At 41.0% G+C, this 22,614-nt stretch carries 20 protein-coding genes; 9 read left to right on the top strand and 11 right to left on the bottom strand.

The genetic code is table 11. The features are described 5' to 3' along the window. The first annotated feature begins 332 nt into the window (after window positions 1-332). Window positions 333-674, top strand: a complete 342-nt coding sequence (locus tag C4F50_RS15275; RefSeq protein WP_194139517.1) for a hypothetical protein — start codon at window positions 333-335, stop codon at window positions 672-674. A gap of 387 nt (window positions 675-1,061) precedes the next feature. Here C4F50_RS15275 and mobC read toward each other — a convergent pair whose 3' ends face one another. Genes mobC through C4F50_RS15260 form a run of 3 tightly spaced genes read right to left on the bottom strand, consistent with a single transcriptional unit; the run spans window position 1,062 to window position 4,727 of the window. Further along, window positions 1,062-3,038 (bottom strand): conjugal transfer protein MobC, encoded by a 1,977-nt coding sequence (mobC, locus tag C4F50_RS15270; protein WP_194139516.1) that lies wholly within the window; start codon window positions 3,036-3,038, stop codon window positions 1,062-1,064. Between the two features lie 31 nt (window positions 3,039-3,069). Next, window positions 3,070-4,335: a relaxase/mobilization nuclease domain-containing protein gene (locus tag C4F50_RS15265; protein WP_194139515.1), complete on the bottom strand. Its 1,266-nt coding sequence runs from the start codon at window positions 4,333-4,335 to the stop codon at window positions 3,070-3,072. Then, window positions 4,320-4,727 (bottom strand): plasmid mobilization protein, encoded by a 408-nt coding sequence (locus C4F50_RS15260; RefSeq protein WP_228012041.1) that lies wholly within the window; start codon window positions 4,725-4,727, stop codon window positions 4,320-4,322. Before C4F50_RS15260 ends, C4F50_RS15265 begins: the two co-directional genes overlap by 16 nt. Before the next feature lie 284 nt (window positions 4,728-5,011). On the opposite strand from C4F50_RS15260, the gene C4F50_RS15255 reads away from it, so the two are divergent. Beyond that, window positions 5,012-5,305, top strand: a complete 294-nt coding sequence (locus tag C4F50_RS15255; protein WP_194139514.1) for a hypothetical protein — start codon at window positions 5,012-5,014, stop codon at window positions 5,303-5,305. Window positions 5,306-5,718: 413 nt separating this feature from the next. On the opposite strand, the gene C4F50_RS15250 is transcribed toward C4F50_RS15255, so the two are convergent. Further along, window positions 5,719-6,186, bottom strand: a complete 468-nt coding sequence (locus tag C4F50_RS15250) for a JAB domain-containing protein (protein ID WP_194139513.1) — start codon at window positions 6,184-6,186, stop codon at window positions 5,719-5,721. Between the two features lie 152 nt (window positions 6,187-6,338). Then, the gene (locus tag C4F50_RS15245; RefSeq protein ID WP_194139717.1) at window positions 6,339-6,596 is read right to left on the bottom strand and encodes a hypothetical protein; all 258 of its coding nucleotides are present in this window, start codon (window positions 6,594-6,596) and stop codon (window positions 6,339-6,341) included. Window positions 6,597-6,623: 27 nt separating this feature from the next. Between C4F50_RS15245 and C4F50_RS15240 the strand changes: the two genes are divergently transcribed. Beyond that, a complete protein-coding gene (locus C4F50_RS15240) occupies window positions 6,624-6,860 on the top strand; it encodes a DUF6965 family protein (protein ID WP_348537010.1) in 237 nt (78 codons plus the stop codon). A gap of 330 nt (window positions 6,861-7,190) precedes the next feature. Here C4F50_RS15240 and xseB read toward each other — a convergent pair whose 3' ends face one another. Continuing rightward, on the bottom strand, window positions 7,191-7,415 hold the full coding sequence (xseB, locus tag C4F50_RS15235) for an exodeoxyribonuclease VII small subunit (protein WP_228012040.1): 225 nt from the start codon (window positions 7,413-7,415) through the stop codon (window positions 7,191-7,193). Continuing rightward, window positions 7,375-8,811, bottom strand: coding sequence for an exodeoxyribonuclease VII large subunit (gene xseA, locus C4F50_RS15230; RefSeq protein WP_194139511.1), 1,437 nt, complete (start codon window positions 8,809-8,811; stop codon window positions 7,375-7,377). Before xseA ends, xseB begins: the two co-directional genes overlap by 41 nt. Before the next feature lie 566 nt (window positions 8,812-9,377). Between xseA and C4F50_RS15225 the strand changes: the two genes are divergently transcribed. From C4F50_RS15225 to C4F50_RS15210, 4 genes are all read left to right on the top strand, one after another. Further along, the gene (locus C4F50_RS15225) at window positions 9,378-12,632 is read left to right on the top strand and encodes a PAS domain S-box protein (protein WP_194139510.1); all 3,255 of its coding nucleotides are present in this window, start codon (window positions 9,378-9,380) and stop codon (window positions 12,630-12,632) included. A 46-nt stretch (window positions 12,633-12,678) separates the two neighbouring features. Continuing rightward, window positions 12,679-13,071: a response regulator gene (locus tag C4F50_RS15220; protein WP_194139509.1), complete on the top strand. Its 393-nt coding sequence runs from the start codon at window positions 12,679-12,681 to the stop codon at window positions 13,069-13,071. A gap of 505 nt (window positions 13,072-13,576) precedes the next feature. Continuing rightward, the gene (locus C4F50_RS15215) at window positions 13,577-14,743 is read left to right on the top strand and encodes an IS3 family transposase (protein ID WP_194139508.1); all 1,167 of its coding nucleotides are present in this window, start codon (window positions 13,577-13,579) and stop codon (window positions 14,741-14,743) included. 21 nt (window positions 14,744-14,764) lie between these two features. After that, window positions 14,765-15,400 (top strand): transposase, encoded by a 636-nt coding sequence (locus tag C4F50_RS15210; protein WP_194139507.1) that lies wholly within the window; start codon window positions 14,765-14,767, stop codon window positions 15,398-15,400. A gap of 141 nt (window positions 15,401-15,541) precedes the next feature. Here the strand turns inward: C4F50_RS15210 and C4F50_RS15205 are convergent, their stop codons facing one another. The 4 genes from C4F50_RS15205 to mnmE form a co-directional block, all read right to left on the bottom strand. Continuing rightward, window positions 15,542-15,781 (bottom strand): hypothetical protein, encoded by a 240-nt coding sequence (locus C4F50_RS15205; protein WP_194139506.1) that lies wholly within the window; start codon window positions 15,779-15,781, stop codon window positions 15,542-15,544. A gap of 378 nt (window positions 15,782-16,159) precedes the next feature. After that, a complete protein-coding gene (locus C4F50_RS15200; RefSeq protein WP_194139505.1) occupies window positions 16,160-17,302 on the bottom strand; it encodes a site-specific integrase in 1,143 nt (380 codons plus the stop codon). Beyond that, a complete protein-coding gene (locus C4F50_RS15195; protein WP_194139504.1) occupies window positions 17,295-17,864 on the bottom strand; it encodes a helix-turn-helix domain-containing protein in 570 nt (189 codons plus the stop codon). The genes C4F50_RS15200 and C4F50_RS15195 overlap by 8 nt, the downstream gene beginning before the upstream one ends. 440 nt (window positions 17,865-18,304) lie before the next feature. Continuing rightward, window positions 18,305-19,705 carry a tRNA uridine-5-carboxymethylaminomethyl(34) synthesis GTPase MnmE gene (gene mnmE, locus C4F50_RS15190; RefSeq protein ID WP_194139503.1) on the bottom strand — a complete coding sequence of 467 codons (1,401 nt, stop codon included), beginning with the start codon at window positions 19,703-19,705 and terminating at the stop codon, window positions 18,305-18,307. 182 nt (window positions 19,706-19,887) lie between these two features. Between mnmE and C4F50_RS15185 the strand changes: the two genes are divergently transcribed. Together C4F50_RS15185 and C4F50_RS15180 are read left to right on the top strand one after the other, a co-directional pair. After that, window positions 19,888-20,721, top strand: coding sequence for a universal stress protein (locus C4F50_RS15185; RefSeq protein WP_194139502.1), 834 nt, complete (start codon window positions 19,888-19,890; stop codon window positions 20,719-20,721). Window positions 20,722-20,783: 62 nt separating this feature from the next. Further along, window positions 20,784-22,556 (top strand): MutS-related protein, encoded by a 1,773-nt coding sequence (locus C4F50_RS15180; protein WP_194139501.1) that lies wholly within the window; start codon window positions 20,784-20,786, stop codon window positions 22,554-22,556. Window positions 22,557-22,614: the final 58 nt, after the last annotated feature.

Genomic DNA, 22,614 nt, shown 5'->3' with positions numbered 1-22,614 from the left:
CTTAAATCATAGAATGATGCCTTGGTATAATGCTGCTCAGCCGACATCTTATAAAATAAAAATGAGCGCACAATATCCCATCAAGGGAAAAAAGAGGAAAATACAAACCAAAATGCCAATAGTGCCTACAGCGGTTCCGGCAGTATGCAGCCTGGCGGCGGCACCGGCCAGGCAGGTCTTCTCAATGATTACCCAGAAGAGAAGCTTGAGGACCAAAGCCCGGAAACGACAAAAGCACACAGCCAGAGGAAAAGCGTAGATCAGGCACCAGATCCTTCTAAGCTTTCTCAGCAGCATTCAAAATAGTATAGTAACACTTTAATCTAAAAAATATGGCAAGAGAAAATTATGATAATTATAATCAGGAAGATTATAATTATTACGCTGCAGACCATTCAGCCGGTGACGCCCTGAATACTGCAGCAGCAGAGAAAAAAGATCCTGCTGCTAGCCAGCATCAGGACGAATCACAAAGAGACAAATATTCTGAAGATAATTTTGAGAAAACTGCGGATGAGAATCAACGCAATTCAGAGGAAAATGACACCTCTGATCCTTTTTTTCAAAAAAATGCACCTATTGCACAAGATCTCGATGAAGAATTCGACAGCCCATTGGAGGACCAGGATGATATTGATAACGATGCCGATAGTCGGACTTTAGATGACCAATAAGCAATTGAAGATCAAGATGAGATTTAGTCTTTGTATTTATCTCAAAGTGCAGTTATACAAATAAATCCTGAAAATAAATAATGTCTGTTCAGGATTTATTTATGTAACCAGCTTTATTTAACAATCATAAAAAAAATTAAGCAGCAGCGTATTTATTATTCCAGTACAGCATTAATTAAAGCTGCACAATAACGCAAGGATACGGTGCCTTCAAAAATAGAGAAGAGCAGTAATTAGCAGCAGAAAGTTCTTCTCTGAACATGAAAGCTTCGGATAACGATTTCACATATCGATCCCTCGCTGTGCATCTTAAATTTTTTCTAGCCTTAACCAGTTATCCCAGGGCTGTTCTGCACTATTTAAAATTTCCTTCCCGCAGCCAAAACATCACTTCTTCACCACTAGATGCGCCTGCGAGGGATCATTCAAAAGCCTCTGCATCTCGGTATAGATAATCTCCTGCACATCACGCCTGATCTGGACGAAATTCTGCTGGATCATCGCATTATCGAGTTTTCGAACAGCCGGTATCTCTTTATACCCCTGTTCTTCTTTCTGTAGGGCTTCATGGTCGTTTACAATCCCGCAGTGAAAGGTTTTCAATTCAATTTTACAGTCCGGGTTATCGGCGGTCATCCCTACAAATTCACCTGAACTCAAAGAAGAAATTTTAGACGCCGGCACGGCCGCTTCCAATTGTCTGGAACGGCTCACCGAAGTATCCGAGCTGTTAATTGATATGCTCTCCCGGTCCTGCATGATCCTGCCGAAACGCTCTGATAACTGCTTGGCGGTATCCCCTGCCACCTGCCCTGAGATGATGTTCCCGGTAATGTTCAGGATCACATCGGCCTGCTCGCGGCCGTAGTCTTTTCGCAGCTGGCTGAAATCCTGCACCCCCAGACAGGTGCTCACTTTATTGCTTCTGGCCGTGGCAATCAGGCTGTCCATATTGTTGAGATAGATGGTCGGAAACTCATCAAAAATAAGGCTGGATTTCAGCTTTCCTTTTTTGTTTACAAGCTTGATCAGCCGGTTGACATAGAGCGATAAAACTGCGCCGTAAATCTGGATCTTCTGCGGATTGTTTCCCATGCAGACAATCTTAGGCTCCTCGGGATTATTAATATCGAGGGTAAAATCATTTCCCGAGAGCACATAGTAGAGCTGGGGCGATGAAAGCCTTGCCATGGCTATCTTAGCCGAGGCAATCTGTCCTTCAAGCTGTTCCATGGCATCGTTGAGATAGGCATTAACAAATGGGTTGATCAGCACCTCGATTTCCTTGTCAGTTCGCAGCAGGGTAAAAAGGCTGTCATAGTCAATCTGCATGAGCTCGATGACATGCGGCAGGGTGCAGAACTCCCCGTTATTGTACCTCCTGAGATACCAGATCACGGCCGATAAAAAATTGATCGGCGACTCCACAAAAAAGTCCCCCTGTCGTTTGATCCATTCGCGGTTCAGCCCCATAAGGATTGTCCTAGCCGATTCCGAAGCATCGGTAATGTCTTCCATGCTCTGGGGATCCAGTGGATTGCAGCGGTGCATTATCTTGTCAAAATTAATGAAGTAGCATTTGGGCAATACTTTATATGCATGCTTATGCTTTTCAAAAGTATTGTAGACGATTTTAGACAGGTCATCGTACTTGAAATCATAGACAAACATGCTGAAACCTTTGGCAATGTGCTGGGTGATCACGTGACGGATCACAAAATAGGATTTCCCAGATCCTGGCGTTCCCAAAACCATCAGCCCGCGGAACGGATTGATGATGTTGATCCAGCTGCAACGCAGCTTTTTTTTGAGATAATATTTCGCCGGCAGATTAATGGAATATTCATTTTCCAATAGCCTTTCCTCCTGCGGAAAAGTCTCATTTTCAGTGTTGAAAATATCCGAAGCGCCCAGCCTGTTTTTAATCAGCCTGGACAGCAGCGTCCCGCCCGAAAGCACCAGCAGAAATCCTATGCTTGTAACGGCCAAATACAGCACCGCCGCATACTCAAAAACAGCAACTATCATCAGCAATAATCCGCTTAAAAAATACAGCATCAGTCCTGCCCCCATTTTATGCAAGGCAGTTTTGAACTCCAGCTTTTCGTCTTTCCTGCCCTTCGCTCCGAGCAGTGATATAAACAGCAGACCAAGAGCCAAAAGCTTGGAAATATAAAAATTCCCGAACAGTCCGGTACGGTAAACCGCTGCCAGAATCTTGTCTCCGAATTCACCTGTGAGATTCCATAATTTAAAAGCTTCGTAACAGTAATAATAGAAATGTCCCAGCAGCAAAGCGATGCTGATGAGCCTTGTCATGTCTACTATTTTCCTCAGCGCCTGTTCATTTTCTCCCGTCTGCATGGCTGTAGATTTTTAGCATTATTTTTATCTTTTAATTTAGCTCCGATCCGCCTCTTTTCTTTCTTCGGCGGCGTTTCCGCTTTAGTGCGGCAGGCACATTATCTGCCTGCCATTCAGTCTTGAAAAGCTCCTCCAGAAGCTTAACCGAAACACCGTCTGCAAGTGTTTCAGCAGCCGGCAAGCCCTGCTCTGCAATCTCGCTGCCCGGCATCTTTTTGACTTTGAAAATCTCTTTCGTTTCTACTGCCCCCGAGCACCGTTCGAGCATACCTTTTGCGCTGTAGTTTTTTCCCAGCGCGCTGCCGTTTAAGACACACTTTGTGACATGGTCCACATAGGTGATGCCGTAGAGCTGGCCGGCATCGCTCTTTCTCAATACCATATCAATCCCCTCTTTTTTCAGCTTGGCGGCAAGCCTGTCCATTCCTGTTCTTTTCTCAAGAAAAACAGCATCCACCGCACTTCTTATCCGCTTTTTTTCAAATGTCTTTTCGCCGCTGTTCACGATGTAACGTTTCTCTAGGAAGGCAAGCGTCGGCTTCATGGCAAAATCGCTCGCCTTGATGGGCACCCCTATACTTTTACCCTCGTTGTCTAATATGCGGTAGACCAGCCCGCCCGCCTTAAAAATCCTTGAATCTTCTCTGCCTCTGTCAGCCCTGATATTATAGAGCTGGAGCACAGCGTTGAGCTCGGCCAGCGAGCTGTACCTGTAGTTTAAAAGCACAGAGGAAAACACTCCTGACATGGCTTTTTTAGACTCTGTTTTACCGTAGTGAACTTTACCAGCATGAACAGGTTTTACAAGAGGAATCTCATGTGATTTCTGCCCTTCAGCCCGAACCAGATTAAAGTCTATTTCAATTTCTTTCCGCGCCTTTTCCGACTGGTTCTTTCCAATGTTCTGCATGTCGATCCTAGAGCCGTCCTCCCGTACTTTTATCGTTACCAGATGGATGTGCGGATGTCCTGCATCTTCATGGCGGTAGACCAGATAAGGCTGGCCGCCGAATCCGATTTTTTCCATATAGGCATCAGCAATTCGAAGCAGCTTTTCATCGGCATATTTTTCAGAGGGATGGAAGTTCAGCGAGATGTGCACGCTGTTTCTTTTCACGTTTCCGTTAAGGGCATTCTGGTTCAATAATCTGTTCAGTCTCATGAGTGCTGTAAGCTCATTCGCGGCAGCAGGATAATTGCCTTCCCCTATGCACTCGGCAGCGCTTTCCTTCACCTTGTTCTCGTTGTAATGGAATATGCTGCGCACCGAATGTCCGGTCTTTATGACTGCAACCATTTCGAGGTCATTTCGCTGGTCATTTTCTGGATATCTGAGACCGTTAGCAGCAGCCGTTCGCGCTGCGCTTCGGTGCTTAAAATCCAATGCCTGAATTCGGGAATCTGCCGCAGGGTGTGCAGCTTTCTGACCGTCTGGTTGAAGTTGTTTCCAAGGGCGGCAAGCTCCTTTCGCACGCGGATGAATTCGAGCATAAATTCATCCAGCGAGGCGTCACGATGCTTGACTGTAATAGGTTTATGCAGAAGGCAGTTTCTAAGGTATTGGCTCATCTGCCTGCAGGCGGTGGCTTTAAACCTTCTCTCCAATAGGGCATACTCCCCGGCGGTAAAGCGCACCGCGGCAATGCGTGTTCTGTTTAAAATCTCTTTTCCCATCTTCTTTCCTTTCATTATTTTAAACTCTTTTCTTGCAGTTTCTCTGCCCGCGAGTTCCGAGCAAGGGGCAGCCGGATGCGTTTGTTTAACAAACGGACATCTGGCCGACTGCGGCAAAGCAGGCAGTCCCGCAGCTTTCCAGAAAAAATCCCCTTAAAGCTGTTTTTGATGTGATTCTGATAACGAAAGTAGCAAACACCTGGGGATGCCTCCTATCCCGTCCATATTTTGAACGGGGTGTTTTTACAGCTTCTGCTTATCTTTGAAGCAGGAAATTATTAATTTAAAACGTAGAAATTATGCTTACAGAAAATGATGCCGCCCAGGTTTTTGATACCATACTGAGTATCCCGGGCATGAACGAGCCGGTGAGGATTGATCTGAAGATTTCACGAAAAAATGTACTGCTGCTGCACCATGTCATTGAGCGCGGACTGTTGGAAAATAACATCTCTCCTTCGGTGCTGCTTCAGGCTACTTCGGCCGAAAACATCAACGAACTCAAACAGCTTTCAGCGGACTGTCTGGGAAGGGCCGGTCTTACCGAACTGAATGAAAAGCTTGCCGGTCTGAGCACAGGAAAAAAAAGTTAAAAAAAATTAAAACCAAGGCCGTTAAACAAAAATCTTAACGGCTTTTTTGTTTTAAATTACAGACTATCTGATTGTTTTTAAAACAGCAGTCCGTACGGTTTTTATGTTATTTTCAAACGACCATTCCACCTTTACCAATAAACGAAAAAAGTCCCTGCAAAGAGAGTACCTTGGCGGCCGGCGGCTGCCTGAAAACATATGGCCGCTAACCAAATTATTTGGGACAAAACCTCCAGACGAACCCCGCCTCTCCCCTGTTTTTTTTCTCACTGATTCTATAAGTATCATTCCCCAACAAAGGAAGATTTAGACCTGCTGGCAATCAGAAGACTTACCGGACCTTCCACAAGACTGCAGGATTCTAAGCTTTGATGCGGCACAGATTCAGAGCGTCAATCCTAAAAAAAAGGCGCTTATAAAGCGCCTTCATCTGAAAAGGAATAATACTTTTCAGGCGTTACGATCAGATGATCCAGCAGTTTGATATCCAGCAACTCTCCTGCCTCTCTGATCTTTCTGGTAATGCTCCTGTCGGCCTGTGAAGGATCTGTCTTGCCTGAGGGATGATTGTGGGTAATGATCAACCCTACTGCATTGGCTTTAAGGGCTGCTGCAAAAAGCAGTCTGATGTCCACGACAGTTCCGGTAATGCCTCCTGAAGAGGCTTCGTAAATACCGAGCACTTTATTGGACTGGCTCAGCAGCAACACTTTGAACTGTTCAATGAATTCAATTTTATCGGGATCCCAGCAGTCCCTGAGAAGTGCGTAGGCAGATCTCGAAGAAGTAATGAGAGGTCTTTCGGAGCTTTTAATTTTGGTTTTGTAAATCAGGTCGATTTCTGATACGGTTTTCCAATCCTTATTTTCTGCTGTTTTCATGGCGCTTAAATTTTAAGATTAATAACAGCGCCTGCACCGGGCAGAGGAAAGCGAGCGCAGAAAGCAACGCAATAAAGCAGGACCCATGTCCTGCATTTATGGGGGAATTTTTTGCAGCGAACCGTCTCCTGTGCCCGAACTTTGCGGTGGAATTAAACTAAAAAGGCTTCTTCACAGCGGCGGCCCTGCAGGGAAAAGAGCAGCTGTAAAAACAGAAAAATCATTTCTGGAAAGTACTGCAGTGCTACTAAAAAGAAAAAACTCCGCCGCACTGCGTTCTCTTTCAATATACTGCACAAACCGCCTTTAGAAAACAATGCACAGCGGTGCATAAAGCCGCCGGAGGGCTTGACGCAAATCTGCTTTATATGTAATTTTGCAGCATGAATTACGAAGAAATAAAACGGCATTTTGAGAACAATCCTCCGCCGAAGGAAGTGGAATGGACGCCATGGGCAAAAATTACAGACACGCAGGTTTTTCTAAGGAGCTGCTATATCGGCATCCGAAACTTTAACGGACCTGCAGACCGCTGTCCTGCATGGTGGCATCTGAGGGATTTTTACATCCTGATGAAAAAAACGGCCCTGCAGCCCTCTGGCGGGCAGACTAATCAGGAAACGCTCTCTGAAGAAAATCCGCTCCAGACTGCTTCTGAAACAGAAAATGTTTAACTGCAGTCCCGTAATTAATCAATCTGCACTTGATATAATCCTGTCTTATAATACAGCAGGATTATTTTACGCGAGGGTGACTTTGGCTAATCCTAAAATTTAAAATAATGGAAAATAGAGACAGCCTGCCAATGTTCATGCAGCAGTTGTTTTTATACTCCTTGATTTTATTCTATCAGTGCAAAAGCCCATTGTTTTTATTTAAGCAATGGGCTTTTATACCTTTGGGCTTATAGCGGCAGTACAGGGCTTTTATCCAGCAGCTCGCTATAGGCATGTATAGGAAACATAAGGCCGAAAAAGACAGCTTTAGTATGCCCTGCTTGAATTTTACTGCTTTGGGTTCTCCATCCCGCTGATGATTTTTGATACTTCAGTTTCCGTGGATTTGAGTTTTGCCTGGCAGAACTCGATAAGTTCAGACGCCCTTTTTACTTTGGCCGCCAGCTCATCCACAGATATGGTTTCCTCTTCCATTTCTTTTGCAATTAAAGCCAGCTCTTTGGACGCGGCCTCATAAGTCAGTGTGCTTTCCATCATATTGTATTTTTTCATTGACCGTGCTTTTCAGCAGGGCATCTTTTAATAGTATTTCAATCTCTTCTCCTTCCTTTATGCTGCCGGCACTGTTTACAATTTTATCATGTATCCGTACAACAGCATAGCCTCTATCGAGTATATTTTGCGGCGAGAGCAGCTTTATGGTTTTCCGGTAATCCTCCAGCTGCAGACTGCAGCTGCGCAGGTACTGGCCGGTAAAAATCTTCAGCTTTGCCTTTAAATGCTGCAGATCACTGTTTTTCTCCTGGATAAGGCTCCGGGGACGCTGCATTGTTTTTTGTGCGGCAAGCAGCAGGTTTTGCTTTTCTCCTGCCAATATGTTTCGGCCGGCCTGCGAAATATGCTGCCGGGCCAGGATCAGTTCTTCTTTCCGCCCCGCAACGAGTTCCCTCGCATTATGGGTCACCTTGCTTTTAAGTTCGCTGAGCTCTTTGTAATGCCCCAGAAAAAGCTGCTGTGATTTAATGGCAATAGTCCTTTGCAGCGAGAGTATATGCTGCTCAAAACTACGGTTGTGCGCTATGATAAGCTCTGCGGCTTTGGTCGGGGTCTTGGTATGGGTGTGGGCCATCAGGTCGGTGATGCTCACGTTTTTCTGGTGCCCGATGCCGGTGATCACAGGAATAGGGAATTTAGCGACGGCCCTTCCGATATGGTAATTGTCAAAAATCAAAAAATCAGACTGCGACCCGCCTCCTCTTGTAATGACAATGACATCATAAGGGATTCCTGTATTATAGACTTCAATGAGCTTCTTTAGAAAGAGTTTGGCATTATTATCTCCCTGGACAACGGTATGATAGCCGTCAATCTGAAAGGCATAACCAAAATCATTGTGCTGCATGGTATGGCGGAAATCCTCATTTCCGGCAGAACTGCTCGAAGATATTACCGCAACTTTTTGAATAACCGCAGGAAGCGTCAGACGGCTGTTCAGCGTAGAGTACCCCTCTTCCTCTCTGTGTATGAAATCATTTTCTTTCACCAGCCTCTCAAGGGTCGCATTGCGCTGCTGCTCCAAGATGCCGAGCGTAAAATTGCTGTCGATATCCAGCAGGTTTACCGAGAGGCCGTAGAGCGGATGGAAGTCCACACCCACCTGGACCAGCACATGCAGGTTGTTGGTAAAACGCTGGCCGGTTGTGATTTCAAAATTTAGTATTCTCAGCGCTCCGTTCCCCCAGCTCTTGCCCATTATTTTAGCGGTGATAACCCCGCTGGTCTCTGATTTTTCAACCAGTTCAAAATAATGGATCTTTTTGTCGGCCTTAAAGGAATGGCTGGTGATATCAGCCAGTACCCAGTAGGTCTGCCCCTTAAAACGGGAATTGATCGTGTCCTGGATCTGGCCGTTGAGCTGTGAGAGTCTGATATACTGGTAGGGGCCCATAGTTTTTTCCGGGTGATGCTGGTGTTTATTTTATCACTGACCGCTAAGGTAGCTATTCTGATGCGGAATCTCAAATGAGCAAAAAATGGAATGCTGAATTTTCAATTCAAAACGGGTTAAAAGCGCTGCCAAGGCGCTGCCCTTCCTCACCTGGGACCGGTATCGGACACTGGTCTTCTATCTTTTTTTTCCATTTTTTTTGAAAAATTTTTACAGAGATCCTCCTGCACTGCAACCACTGCCTGCTGACAGGCATATCCTGATTAGCAAAAGCGAAAAGCCGCTTCAAAACCGTACTGGTCAGCGGCGGTGTAAAAACTGAAGCACAAAGCAGGGAAGAAGAAGAAGAAGAAGAAGAAGAAGAAGAAGAAGAAGAAGAAGAAGAAGATCAAAAAAAGAACCAAAACAAAAGGAGCAAACCGCCACCTAATCCGGCACATCGCGAATGTAAGAAAAGGATGCCCAGCGGTATTATGAAACCTAAATTAAACTTTTCCATTTTATTGCTATATTTACTAAAAAATGCAGTGTCAAGATCAGCCGCTGCCCCAACATCAAAACAAAGTTTGAAACCAGACCTTTCCAATTCCGACTATTACTTCCTTCAGAACGGAGGAGAATCTGCCAGAATCCTCCAGAGCATCGACTGGAGCACGCATATCCTGGGCACGCCCAAACTGTGGCCTGAAAACCTTAAAAACACACTTGCCACGCTTCTTTCGTGCAAGTTCCCGATGTTCTTATGGTGGGGAGAAGAGCTCACCCAGTTTTATAATGATTCTTATTTCAGCATAATGGGAAATGCAAAGCACCCCCATGCAATGGGAGGAAAAGCAGCGCATTACTGGCACGAATGCTGGGACTTCATAAAACCTCTGATAACAAAAGTTTTAAACCAAGGGGAAAGCGTATGGTACGATGATCTGCTGATGCCCATTGAAAGGGACGGCATAATTAAAGACTGCTATTGGACTTTCAGCTATTCTCCTGTGCGCGATGACAGCAGACAGATTAAGGGCGTTCTGGTCATTGCCACTGAAACCACAGAAAAAGTGCTTCACAGACAGAAAATAAACCAAAGCAAGGAAGAGCTTGAGTTTGCGATCAATGCCGCAGAGTTCGGGACTTTCGATCTGAATCCAAAAACCCAGAGATTCTCTGCAAACCCAAGGCTTAAGAACTGGTTTGGACTGCAGTCGCAAGATGAAGTCCTACTGCCCCATGCACTGGAATCCATAGCAGCATATGACAGGGAGCGTGTGGCGGATTCCATAAACAAGGCACTGGACTACCGTTCGGGAGGCCGTTACGACATTGAATACGATATCATAGATTCCGAATCTAAAAACATCAGAACGGTGCATGCCTTGGGAAAAGCATGGTTCGACAAAAACAATGCCGCCTACCGCTTTAACGGCACAGTGCAGGATATCACCGCCCAGAAAAAGGCGGCGGAAGAACTCTTCAAATCCCGCCAGCTTACCGATATTGCCATTAAAAGCATGGGGCTGGGAATTTTCAACGTGGACTATTCCCAGGCCACCATCGACTATACCCCTAATTTAAGCAGGCTCATAACGGGAAAGCTACAGACCGGCCTCACCATAAAGCAGCTCTCAAAACACATCCATCCCGAAGATCTGGATCTCAGGCTTCAGGCTCTCCAAAACGGCATTAAAAGCGGCACTTTCTATTATACGCCGCGTGTCATTTGGGAAGACGGAAGCATCCATAGAATTGCGGTGTCTGCCTCAAGGATGTTTAGTGCCCAGGGAAATAGTGCTGCCTTCTCCGGAACCGTTGCCGATATCACCGAACAGCACAACAATCGTATGGCACTCAAGCAGGCAGAGCTGCAGCTTCAAATCAACAAGCGCCAAGCAGATGCCCTTTTCCGCAATGTGACCGACAGCTCCCCGACAGGCTTATGGCTTTCCGATCAGCAGGGAAGAATGACCTTTTTCAATAAGACACTCATCGAATTTACCGGAATCCCCTACCAGGAGCTTTTAAAAGGGTACTGGACGTATGCGATCTCATCGGAAGACTATGACAGGACTAAAGAGGCCTATCTGGATGCCATTGCCTCAAAAAGACACTTTGACACGCTTTTCAGGGCAAAAAAGCATACAGGGGAAACTATATGGTGCAGGGCCGCAGGCGATCCTTTCTATGACAGCGACGGCCGATACTCAGGCTATGCAGGATTCTGCATGGACATGGATGAAATCATCTCCGGCAGGCAGGCAGTCACCGAAAGCCAGCATAAGGTAACCTCAATGGTGGAGCAGTCACCGGTTGGGATCTGCCTTTTCACTGGAGACGATATGAAAATTGAAATTGCAAATGACATCATGATCGGCTACTGGGGAAAGGACAGAAATGTGATTGGAAAACCATTCATCGAGGCAGTGCCCGAACTGGAAGGCCAGCCGTTTATAGCTATACTGCAGGACGTATACCGCACCGGAGAAACCTACTATGGGCATGCTATGCCGGCAGACTTGGAAATCAACGGGAAATTAAGCACCTATTACTATGAATTCACCTATACTCCCATCCGTGATTCGAAAGGTGAAATCTACGGCATAATGGATATAGCCGTTGATGTGACCGAGCAGGTCACCGCCTCCAAAAAGCTGGAAGAAACCACACAGGCGCTTTCCGGGGCAATCGAACTGGCTGAACTGGCTACCTGGAGCCTTAGTGCTGCCGACGGCAGCATCAGCTGTTCGGACCGTTTCAAAGAATGGCTTGGACTGGCAGACAATCACGGCACCAGCGGCATATTTCTGGAGCGCATCGACACTCCCTACAGGGAAAAAATAATTGAAGCATTTAAAGAAGCGTTCACTTCGGACGCGGAAGCTTCTTATGATTACGAATTTCCAATTACAAATAAGGTTACAGGCCAGCACCGTATCATACACGCCAATGCGCGGGTACTGTATTCCAAAGACGGCACACCTGAAGGCATCAGCGGAACAGCACAGGATGTGACAAAAGAGCGCGAACTTCAGTACGAGCTCCAGTTCAAAGTTAAGGAAAGGACTTCCGACCTCAATGCGACCAATGCGGAACTAGAAGCACGCAACCGCGAGCTTTCACAATTTGCCTATATCACATCGCATGATCTTCAGGAACCGGTACGAAAAATCAGCGTCTTTACGGACATGCTGAAAAATAACCTGTATCAAAATCCTGAAAAGGTGGACCTGTACCTTGACAAGATAACCCGCGCAGCCCGAAGAATGGAAAACCTAATCAAAGACGTGCTGCAGTTCTCCAGACTCTCAGAGTCGGAGAGAAAATTTGAACTTGTGGACCTGAACACCATCATTCTGGAAACCCTTGGTGATTTTGAGCTGGTCATCGAACAGAAAAATGCTGTAATTCAAAGCGATGTGCTGCCTGAAATAGAAGCCATTCCGCTGCAGATGACCCAGCTGTTCGGCAACCTGATTTCCAATGCGCTGAAATACAGCAAAGCAGATATCCCGCCCCTGATCGCCATTAGGCTGAAGCCACTTTGCGAATCTGAAAAAAGCGGTCTTTCAGCCACTTCAGATGCAGATTTTTTTAAAATAGAAATCAGTGACAACGGCATCGGATTCCCCCAGCAGCATGCCGAACAGATATTCAATATATTCAAGCGCCTGCACGGGAGCGACCAATTTGCAGGCACTGGAATAGGCCTTGCCATGTGCCGGAAAATACTCCAGAACCACAGCGGAATGATCACTGCCGTCTCTGAAGAAGGTCTTGGGACCACCTTTACAATGATCATGCCTAAATCACAGGGGAAAAACGGGGGGCATTAAAATTATCGAGGAAAAATTGTATCTTTACATTCGCTTAAACCATTTTATGAAAACCGTTTTTTTAATTGATGATGATGCTGATGACCGTGAAATTTTCCAAGAATCTTTAACGGCAGATCATCCATCTGTTTTGTATGAGGAAGCCGAAAACGGTGCTGCGGCTTTTGAAAAGTTGAAATCCGGCTCCTTTCCCAAACCGGACCTTATCTTTCTTGATCTTAATATGCCCGTAATGGACGGCAGAGCATTCCTTTTGCAGATTAAAGCGGATCCGACCTTTAAGGATATCCCGGTAATCATCTATTCCACTTCCTCGAATGCGGCAGATAAAAAGTTTGCCGAAGAAAACCAGGCTGCTGCCTTCCTTACCAAGCAGTATTCCATCAGTTTGGTGCGCCAGGATATACAAAAGGCAGTGAAAAACTTTCTGGAGCTGTAAAAAAAACTGCTTTAGCTGCTATACTGCTGTACCGAGCAAACCAAGAAGATTCAGCATTTATATTTCGGATACCTCATTTATTCCTTTAATAAAATAAAAAAAGAGCAAATAGTGATACTTGCTCTTTCGTGCGCCTTTAAATTTAAAATTGTAGCAATGATCCTTTGGTTAACATTTAAAGGCATATGCTGTGTTAATTCTGGTCGGCACATACTATTAAAAAACTTGGGCTCCTGATAATGCAACTAACACATTATCAAAGATATAAAAAAAAATAAAAAATAAAAAAAATAAAAAAAGGAATTAACTTACATTTTTTCTTAAACCAATATTCCTTGATTATCGGCTCATAATTCTACCGGGCCGGTAATACTGCCGACTTACCATCCCAAGATATTCCAATAGAAAAAAAAACAGCTGATAAAAAGCATTAAAAACCAATATACCTAAATAAATGTGCTAATTTGGCAATAAGACAGTTATAAACGCAAATAAAAAGTTTTATATGGCTAAACGCAGGAACTATGAACGTATTTTCAAGGAGAAAGCCGTTCAATTATGTTTGAAAACAGGCAGTGTTATACAAGCCGAAAAAGATCTTGACACAGCACGTTCCTTATTATACAAATGGAGGATTGAATACAGAAAATTAGGAAGTAAAAGTTTTTGCGGTAAAGGTAATAGTCATTTAAGATTAAGTCCTGAACAGCTGAAGATTAAATCACTTGAAAGAAAAGCGGATCAATCAGAGCTAAAATATAAAATTTTACAAAAAGGAAGCAAGTATTTTTCACAAGGCAAACCAATGATTTACAAGTTCATGTTGAATAACGAAAAAGTATATTCGATCAATCAAATGTGCAGGGTTTTAGCGTTAAATCCAGAAAGTTACCGTCGATGGAAAAGTAACTTTGTTTCAGAGACGCAAACTAGAAGAATGCTGCTAGACCAAGAAATTGCTTCGATTTTTTCTGAAGGCAGACAGCGGTACGGAGCTGCCAAAATTACCAGAGTACTTCATAATCGAGGCTTTGAAATTTCAAGAATGACTGTCTCAAACCATCTGATCCAATTAGGCCTGCGTAAAAAATCAACTAGAAAATTTAAAGTGACAACAGATTCAAAACATAATCATTATACTGCCCCTAATATATTAAATAGAGAGTTTAATGTAAAAAAAGCCGGCGCAGTATGGGTTTCAGATATCACTTATCTGCAGACTTTAAAAGGATTTTTATATCTCACAATTATCCTGGATTTGTTCGACCGGAAAATAATCGGCTGGAACCTCAGCAACGCAATGACCACTAAAAAAACCACTATACCTGCATGGGAAATGGCCGTTACCAACAGAGCAATTACAGGTGGACTGCTATTCCATTCCGATAGAGGCGTGCAGTATGCCAACAGCTGCTTTACAAAATTGTTAGACTCCTATATGGTTGTTACCAGAAGTATGAGCCGTAAAGGAAATTCAACAGACAATGCTGTTGCGGAGAGTTTTTTCAGTACATTAAAAAATGAATTAATACATCGGAGCATACTATTTACCCACAAACAGATGGAGGAAGAAATATTCGAGTTTATAGAAAACTGGTATAATAAAAAAAGAATTCATTCTGCTCTGAACTACATGACTATAGAGGAATTTGGCAGAATCAATAATTTATAAATCCCTTTATTGAGCAGCGCTATGAAAGAAAACAATAAGATTCATGATCCTGCCTTCAAAAATGAAGCAGTAAGATTAAGTTACAAAAGCGGTTCTATAAGCAAACTTGAAAAAGAGCTGGGTCTGCATCATGGCTCGATTGCCAGATGGCGAAGAGATTATGAGAAATTTGGATCGGGAAGCTTCCCGGGTAAAGGCCATAGAAAATTAACCAAAGAACAGGAAAGAATTTACCTGCTTGAAAAAAAAATAAAACTAATAGAATTAAACTTTGAAATCTTAAAAAAAGGCAGGCTGTATATTTCCCAGCGAAAGCTGACGGTGTTTGATTTTATAAATAGCAGCGAAAAAATATATCCTATCGTACAAATGTGTAAAGTTTTCGGTATTAAAGATCAGACGTACTACAAATGGAGGAATAATTGTATTTCGGAAACAAAAAAAAGAAAAATCTTAGTCCAGCAGGAAATAACCTCCATATTTTTTGAAGCTAAGCAGAGATATGGATGTGCCAGAATTGCTGCAGAACTTCAAAACAGGGGCTATACAATATCAAGAGTATCGGTACTTCTGCATATGAGAGAACTAGGTTTATATGGTAAAATCAAAAAAAATCCTAAACAACAGCAAAAAATCTTACGGATTAAAGACTGCTGATAAATCAAAAAACTCCTTTCTAAGCAGTAATACAGATCATCAAACGAGACGTCCTTACTCTGGGCATCCATTGTATAGCTTTTTGAATACAATTTCCCTACAAAATATAAATTGTAAGCAGACCTCTTGATAACAAATTTGCTAAATCCGTCTTATTAGGTAAATTAAAATTTCCTCTTCTATCTCGTACATTAAAGTTTGGTATTCAAGTTGATCTGCCAGATGCCTGCGGACTTTTTCAGCTGCTTTTTCACACTTCTTTTTAGTGCGGCAGTAGTCATCACAAACCGCTTTAAAATTTTCATCATACGAATATAAGGCCTTTAAATCCGCTATATATTCAGCAAACTTAATATTGAGTAATTCCTCAGGAAGAGCCATTGCATGCCTGTATTGGTTAGAAACACTAATTTACAAATTTATTTCACCTGAGATTTGACCAGTAAGTTTCACATTATAAAATGAAACCTAATTTATGATCTGCCCGACTGCTTCGAATAAAAAAAACAGCGTGAGTACAACTGTCTGTTTCAGCTTTTCCAATTGTATGCAACCCCGCAAAAATTTAGTACAATAAATTAAATTTTTTAATAAAGATTGCTGCAGATTATGATCTCAAGCAATATATCCATTGCATAAGAAGTAATTTTAAACAATAATTCAGTGCCAATTGAACACTTGTAAATCATGAAAGCCAAAATCAAAAACATCTCATTATGAAAGAATGAAATGTTTTTAATTAAAACTCAATATGAGTCTCTACTCCAGAGAAATTCTGTTGGCTGCATCCCTTTTCTTCTGGTCAATTACTTTTGCATATACCTGTGTGGTCTTAACGTTTCTGTGTCCAAGCATTTTTGACACTGTAAAAATATCAGTTCCTGCAGTAATCTGAAGTGTTGCATAAGTGTGCCTGAAGCAGTGAAAAGTGATGTGCTTTCTGATTCCGGATAATGCCACCCAGACGGGAACAGTTTTGTCGATATCACATTTTCTGAGTCCTTTAAATACCAGTTCTTTTTCCCCTTTCCTTTTTCCGAGCAGCTGAAAAGCCTCTTCAGAAATAGGCATAGACTCCGCCCCTTCAGTTTTTTTCTGTCTGAATATGATATAATAGCCGTCGTTGTCAATGTATTGGATTTCCGACCATGTCAGCTTCGCAATATCAACATAGCGCATTCCGGTGAGCACCGAAAACATTGAAATCTTACGAACCAGAAGATTGGTGCAGGGTGTTGCAAAGAGTCTCTTTGTTTCTTCCAAAGTCATAAAATTACGCTGGGATTCCATCTCTTTAATAGAGCTGATTTTGGAGTTGATATCGGTTTTTAATTTATCTTCCCTGTAAGCCCTTTTGAGAGTTGTTTTTATTTTATTGTAATAGGAAAGCGCCGTATTACGCGACAGCCTTTTTTTGGTATTTCTCAGACTGTAAGCCTTTAAAAGGTACTCTCGAAAATCTTCGATTAAAGTTACTGTCACATCTTGAAACAGTAAATCTTTTCCTTTCAAGAACACCTCAAAATGGGCAATAGCGGAATTCCAGATAGAAAAATTGTTTCCTTCTTTTTTCTCTCCCAGTCTCTTGTAGTAATGCAGAAATGATTCCCTGCCCACGGCCTGTATTTTTAACTGCTCTTTCTCAAATGCTGAATAAACTTCCATTTTATTTATTTCATTCTGTCTTCTGGCGCGAATCAGCTCCGCTGTGTGCATATTCTCGATATTTGCCATTTTCTGGTACTGGTCGGCAGGTTTGATATACACATAGATTTTCAAAAATTCACGCCGCGTGTAACAATTTGACTTTTCATCCCAAAGCGGCGGGTAAAAATCTAAGTACAAAGACATTCTTCCCTGAGATATAACTTTCTTTCTAAGAGTTGCGATACTTTTACTCATCATCAATGCTTTTTAAATAAATATCCAAATCCTTTTTCTGCACATAAGTAAATTTTCCAGAAGTAAACTTAGGTATGCTGTGTTTTTTAATTAATAAGTACAGTCCCGCTGGACTTATTCCATATTGCTCCTGTGTCTGAGTTATAGTACAGCATTTATTAAGATCGAGAATCTCAGGCTGCGGATCCTGCTTCTGATCTGACGGCTCATTTACTGCAAAGAGCGCTTTAATGCTCTTTGTGCTCACAAAAAGACGTCTTCCCAATTTTACTGTTTCAACTTCATTTCTGTTGATCATCCTGTAAAGTGTCCTTCTGCTTAATCCGAAAAACTGCACACAGTCATTTATCCTCAAATAGTCCCGTTTTTTCACAGCCTCAAAATCCAGCAGTTTTATCTTTTCAGTTTCCTGATTACTGACATCAATGGTCTTCTGCCGCGTCATTGCTTTATAGTTCTTACTCCCGCATTTCAGGGAGCAGAACTTAGTTTTAGTTGTTTTTGCCGTAAATTCTTTGCAGCAGAATTGGCAGATTCTTGTAATTCGAATGTTTGAACTCATAATTTTTTTAATTTTTTAGTTACGTGCCCTACATTGTCCATTAAATGTTCTCCTGATGTGTCAAACTGTGCCGCAAGATGCCAAAATGTGCCACAATCTGACCTCATCATTTCAATTTTCTAATTTCGCCCGACTTCTTCCCAATTTCTGTCCAATTTCTGTTCGATTTTTTTATCTTATTTTTTTTTGTGCCTTAAATTGTCCTCAAAATAATCTGCTGAGATGCCAAAGTGTGCCACAAGATGCCAATATGTGCCAAAACCTGTCCATATCATTATTTTTTGTGTGCAGCTCGCATTTCGAGGTACAAATAGGGTACAAATATTAGCAGAACAAAACCAAATATTAAAAAAAACAATTCAATAAAAAAAGAGCTAAAATGTTAATTACAAACACTTTAGCTCTTTTCGTTATTTTTGTTTTGCGTTATTTTGCGCCTTTTATTTGCCGATACAGAAATTAGCAAAAATATTCCCAAGCAACTCATCATTAGAAACCTGCCCTGTAATCAAGCCGAATTGGTATAATGCTTCACGAATGTCAAGCGCCATAAGGTCGCTGGAAAGTCCTGATTCTAAACCAAACTTCACTTTCATAATTTCATCCAAAGCTTTTAATAACGAATCGTAATGTCTCGTATTGGTTACAATTGTTTCGTTGTTGCGAAGTGCTCCAGTATTGACAAAAGACAATAACTCATTCTTTAAATCCTCTACCCCGACTTTTTCTTTTGCAGAAATCTTCAAGAGTTTCAAGTTTAGAGTTTCAAGTTTAGTATCAATATTCTGTTCCTCTTCTTTAGACAATAAATCAACTTTATTAACTACAACAATTATCGGTTTTAAAGGGTATTTGTTTTTAACTTTTTCAATTTCCTTAATATAGTCCAAACCTGAAACCTGAAACCTGAAACCGTCAAACAAAAATACCACAACCTGCGCCTGCTCAATCTTTTCAAAAGTCTTTTTTATTCCGATGCTTTCTACAACGTCTTTGGTTTCGCGTATTCCTGCAGTATCAATAAAACGGAAACCAATACCGCCAATCACCAATTCGTCTTCGATCGTGTCGCGTGTTGTTCCGGCAATATCCGATACAATGGCTCTTTCTTCGTTCAAAAGTGCATTTAACAAAGTCGATTTTCCAACATTCGGTTCGCCGACAATTGCAACAGGGATTCCGTTTTTAATAACATTTCCAACTGCAAACGAGTCGATTAAACGTTTTAAAACAAATTCAATTCTATTTAATAATTCGTGAAACTGCGTGCGGTCTGCAAACTCTACATCTTCTTCGGCAAAGTCCAATTCTAATTCAATTAAAGAAGCAAAATTTAAAAGTTCTTCTCGAAGTTTTGCAATTTCGTTACTAAATCCGCCGCGCATTTGCTGCATTGCAATTTGATGAGAAGCTTCATTATCAGACGAAATCAAATCTGCAACAGCTTCTGCCTGCGATAAATCCAGTTTTCCGTTTAAGAAAGCTCTAAGTGTAAACTCTCCTGCATCGGCCGTTCTACAGCCGTTTCGAAGCAATAACTGAATAATCTGCTGCTGGATATAGGTAGAACCGTGACAAGAAATTTCGATAGTATCTTCGCCCGTATACGAATTTGGTCCTTTAAAAACCGAAACCAAAACTTCATCAAGCGTTTTATTTCCGTCTACAATATGTCCTAAATGCAGTGTATGTGTTTTCTGTTTGGTCAAATCTTTATTTTTAATAGATTTAAAAACCGAATTACCTATCGTAATGGCATCGGCTCCAGAAATTCGAATTACGGCAATTGCTCCAGCTCCCGAAGGCGTGGCCAAAGCAACTATAGAATCTTGATTTATCATAGGGCAAAGGTACAAAAAACGACAGAAATTCTATAAGAAGAAACTCCTCTAAAAATTACAATTAAAAACCTTAAAATTCACGACGGTTAACAAATCATTAAGTGTTAAATAACTGATAATTGTCAGGTTGTTTTCCTTTCAAAATGAGTAAATTTGAGAGACAAACCTTAATCTTCATAACAATGAAAAAGATACTTTTCCCTACCGATTTCTCTGACGCGGCAACCAATGCGTTTGTACATGCTTTAGAATTTGCAAAAATTGTAAAAGCCGAATTAATCTTGCTTCATACTTTTGAGATTCCCGTTTACGACAGCCAATTCTTCCCAGAAAATTACGCCTCTATATACAGCTCCATTGAGCTGGCAAAATTTGAGATGTTTAAAGATGAAATTCCGAAATTAAGAGCCATAGCTTCTGAGCGAAAGCTTGAAGATATTGTAATCAAACACCGTTTAATGGACGGCGACTTAATTTATAATCTTAAAAATGCCGTTGAAGAAGACAAGATCGATTTTGTAATCATGGGTACCACAGGAGCTTCTGACTGGACAAAATTCTTTACTGGTTCTAATACTCATTCTGTTATTTCTGGTGTAGACGTGCCTGTTTTGTGCGTGCCTGAAGAAGCTAAATTTAAAAAAATTAAAACCATTGGTTTTACAACACGTTATCGTGAAAAAGATAAAAAAGAACTGAGAAAGATCTTAAAAATTGCTAAAAAAACCGATGCAAAAGTAAAAAGTCTTTACGTTAAAACCTCTAATTCTGATGTTGCAGATGCTACCCGAAAAGAATGGGAAAAAGAATTTGCAGGCGAAAATGTCGAATTCTTAGTTTTACCAAGCGACGAAGTCAAAGAAACTATTTTAGACTTTGTTTTATACAAAGACATTGACATTTTAACTACGATCACTCACAAGAGATCTTTCTTTGAAGGTCTGTTTGATTCTAGTTTTACAAAAAAAATATCAAAAGAAGTCCCGGTTCCTATTTTGGTGATGCATGAAGATTAAACAGCAAATTGAATGGTTATATAACTTAAAAGCTATATTTGTATTTCAGTAAATAATTATTAATGAAAGCATATCTAGACAAGGTTACACAATATTCAGAACTATATCAAAAAACCAACAAAAAATACAACAGCGTAAGCCTTTTGAGGTTATTAAGTATTTTCCTTTTTCTGTTTTTTATGTTTTATTACATCAAAACAAGCGAAATACTTTTTGTTCTTCTTGCTGTTCTGTCTTTTGTTGGTTTTATTGTTTTAATGAAAATTCATTCTAAAATATCTTTTCAAAGACTCTTTGCAGAAACACTTTTAAAGATTAACCAAAACGAAATTGCTTTCTTAAAAAGAGAAAAAACGCCTTTTGAAAATGGAATTGAATTCATCGATTTTCATCATCCCTATGCTTACGATTTAGATATTTTTGGAGAACATTCTTTATTTCAAAGTTTAAATCGAACGGCATCTTACATTGGTAAAAAAACACTTGCGTTATTATTGCAAAAAACACTTTCTGAATCTTCCATTTTAGAAAATCAGGAAGCTGTAAATGAGTTGAAAAATAAAGTAGACTGGAGACAGCAATTTCAAGCATTAGCCATTATAAGTCATGACTCTAAATCTTCTTATGAAGCGATAAAACATTGGATATCTTCTAAAAATGACCCTTTATCTAAAGTTTTAGTTTCACTTTCAATTATTTTTCCAGTTTTATTCTTTGGATTTCTGGCAGCGTATTTTATTACTTCCAAAACCATTTTACTTTCATACGTTACTTATATTTTCATTGCCAATTTAATTATTTTAGGAAGGGCTGCAAAAAGAATACAATCTGAAATTGCAAGAGCAGACAACGTTGATAAAATCATTAAACATTATAGCTTATTAATTGAAAAAATTGAGAATGAAACCTTCCAATCCAAAAAATTAGCCGCGCTGCAGCAAACGCTTATTTTTAAAAATATAAAAGCCAGCCAGCATTTAAAACAGCTTTCTGAATTGTTTTCTAGAATGGATACGATAAACAATTTTGTAACTGCAACAGTATTCAATGGAACATTTTTATTTAACCTGCATGTTTTAAGAGCTTTATTGAAATGGAAACAAAATTACGCTTCTGAAATTTCCAACTGGATGGACATTATCGGCGAAATCGAAACGTTAAACAGTCTTGCCAATCTGGCTTATAATAACGAAGATTTTGTTTTCCCTGAAATTAATTCTGATTATAAAATTGAATTTAAAAATCTTAGTCATCCCCTTTTAAATCCCGAAACCAGAATTGGAAATGACACTTCATTTCATCCGCAGTCTTTCGTGATTTTGACCGGTTCTAACATGTCTGGTAAAAGTACTTTTTTAAGAAGTCTAGGAATCAATATGGTACTGGGGGGAATCGGCTCAGTGGTTTGTGCTTCAGAGGCTAAGATACATCCACTTCCTGTATTAGTTTCAATGCGTTTGTCTGATTCTTTATCTGATAGTGAATCTTACTTTTTTGCTGAAATCAAACGTTTAAAACAGATCATGGAAGCACTTGAAAATCAACCTGCTTTTGTTTTATTAGATGAGATTTTAAGAGGTACAAATTCGGACGACAAACGAAACGGAACGATTGAGGTAGTGAAGAAGATAATTTCTAAAAAAGCAATCGGCGCAATTGCGACACACGACATTGAAGTCTGCTTAACTACAAATGAATATCCAGAAACTTTAATCAATCAATGTTTTGAAGTTGAAATTCAAAACAACGATCTGCATTTTGATTACAAACTCCGAAATGGAATCTGTAAAAACAAAAGCGCAACATTTTTAATGCAGAAACTGGGAGTTATATAGAATTTAGATTGCAGTTTTTTTATCGAGAAACTTGTTTGTAAGTCGGCCTAGGACGATC

The sequence above is a fragment of the Flavobacterium hungaricum genome, assembly GCF_015182285.1.
Classification (GTDB): domain Bacteria; phylum Bacteroidota; class Bacteroidia; order Flavobacteriales; family Flavobacteriaceae; genus Flavobacterium; species Flavobacterium hungaricum.
This window is presented reverse-complemented; position numbering and strand designations above follow the sequence as displayed.

What these genes read in the sequence shown, in the direction of transcription:
- C4F50_RS15275 (WP_194139517.1), top strand. Translation starts at nt 333, where the DNA reads ATGGCAAGAGAAAATTATGATAATTATAATCAGGAAGATTATAATTAT.
- mobC (WP_194139516.1), bottom strand. Translation starts at nt 3,038, where the DNA reads ATGCAGACGGGAGAAAATGAACAGGCGCTGAGGAAAATAGTAGACATG.
- C4F50_RS15265 (WP_194139515.1), bottom strand. Translation starts at nt 4,335, where the DNA reads ATGGTTGCAGTCATAAAGACCGGACATTCGGTGCGCAGCATATTCCAT.
- C4F50_RS15260 (WP_228012041.1), bottom strand. Translation starts at nt 4,727, where the DNA reads ATGAAAGGAAAGAAGATGGGAAAAGAGATTTTAAACAGAACACGCATT.
- C4F50_RS15255 (WP_194139514.1), top strand. Translation starts at nt 5,012, where the DNA reads ATGCTTACAGAAAATGATGCCGCCCAGGTTTTTGATACCATACTGAGT.
- C4F50_RS15250 (WP_194139513.1), bottom strand. Translation starts at nt 6,186, where the DNA reads ATGAAAACAGCAGAAAATAAGGATTGGAAAACCGTATCAGAAATCGAC.
- C4F50_RS15245 (WP_194139717.1), bottom strand. Translation starts at nt 6,596, where the DNA reads ATGCCGTTTTATTTCTTCGTAATTCATGCTGCAAAATTACATATAAAG.
- xseB (WP_228012040.1), bottom strand. Translation starts at nt 7,415, where the DNA reads ATGAAAAAATACAATATGATGGAAAGCACACTGACTTATGAGGCCGCG.
- xseA (WP_194139511.1), bottom strand. Translation starts at nt 8,811, where the DNA reads ATGGGCCCCTACCAGTATATCAGACTCTCACAGCTCAACGGCCAGATC.
- C4F50_RS15220 (WP_194139509.1), top strand. Translation starts at nt 12,679, where the DNA reads ATGAAAACCGTTTTTTTAATTGATGATGATGCTGATGACCGTGAAATT.
- C4F50_RS15215 (WP_194139508.1), top strand. Translation starts at nt 13,577, where the DNA reads ATGGCTAAACGCAGGAACTATGAACGTATTTTCAAGGAGAAAGCCGTT.
- C4F50_RS15210 (WP_194139507.1), top strand. Translation starts at nt 14,765, where the DNA reads ATGAAAGAAAACAATAAGATTCATGATCCTGCCTTCAAAAATGAAGCA.
- C4F50_RS15205 (WP_194139506.1), bottom strand. Translation starts at nt 15,781, where the DNA reads ATGGCTCTTCCTGAGGAATTACTCAATATTAAGTTTGCTGAATATATA.
- C4F50_RS15200 (WP_194139505.1), bottom strand. Translation starts at nt 17,302, where the DNA reads ATGAGTAAAAGTATCGCAACTCTTAGAAAGAAAGTTATATCTCAGGGA.
- C4F50_RS15195 (WP_194139504.1), bottom strand. Translation starts at nt 17,864, where the DNA reads ATGAGTTCAAACATTCGAATTACAAGAATCTGCCAATTCTGCTGCAAA.
- mnmE (WP_194139503.1), bottom strand. Translation starts at nt 19,705, where the DNA reads ATGATAAATCAAGATTCTATAGTTGCTTTGGCCACGCCTTCGGGAGCT.
- C4F50_RS15185 (WP_194139502.1), top strand. Translation starts at nt 19,888, where the DNA reads ATGAAAAAGATACTTTTCCCTACCGATTTCTCTGACGCGGCAACCAAT.
- C4F50_RS15180 (WP_194139501.1), top strand. Translation starts at nt 20,784, where the DNA reads ATGAAAGCATATCTAGACAAGGTTACACAATATTCAGAACTATATCAA.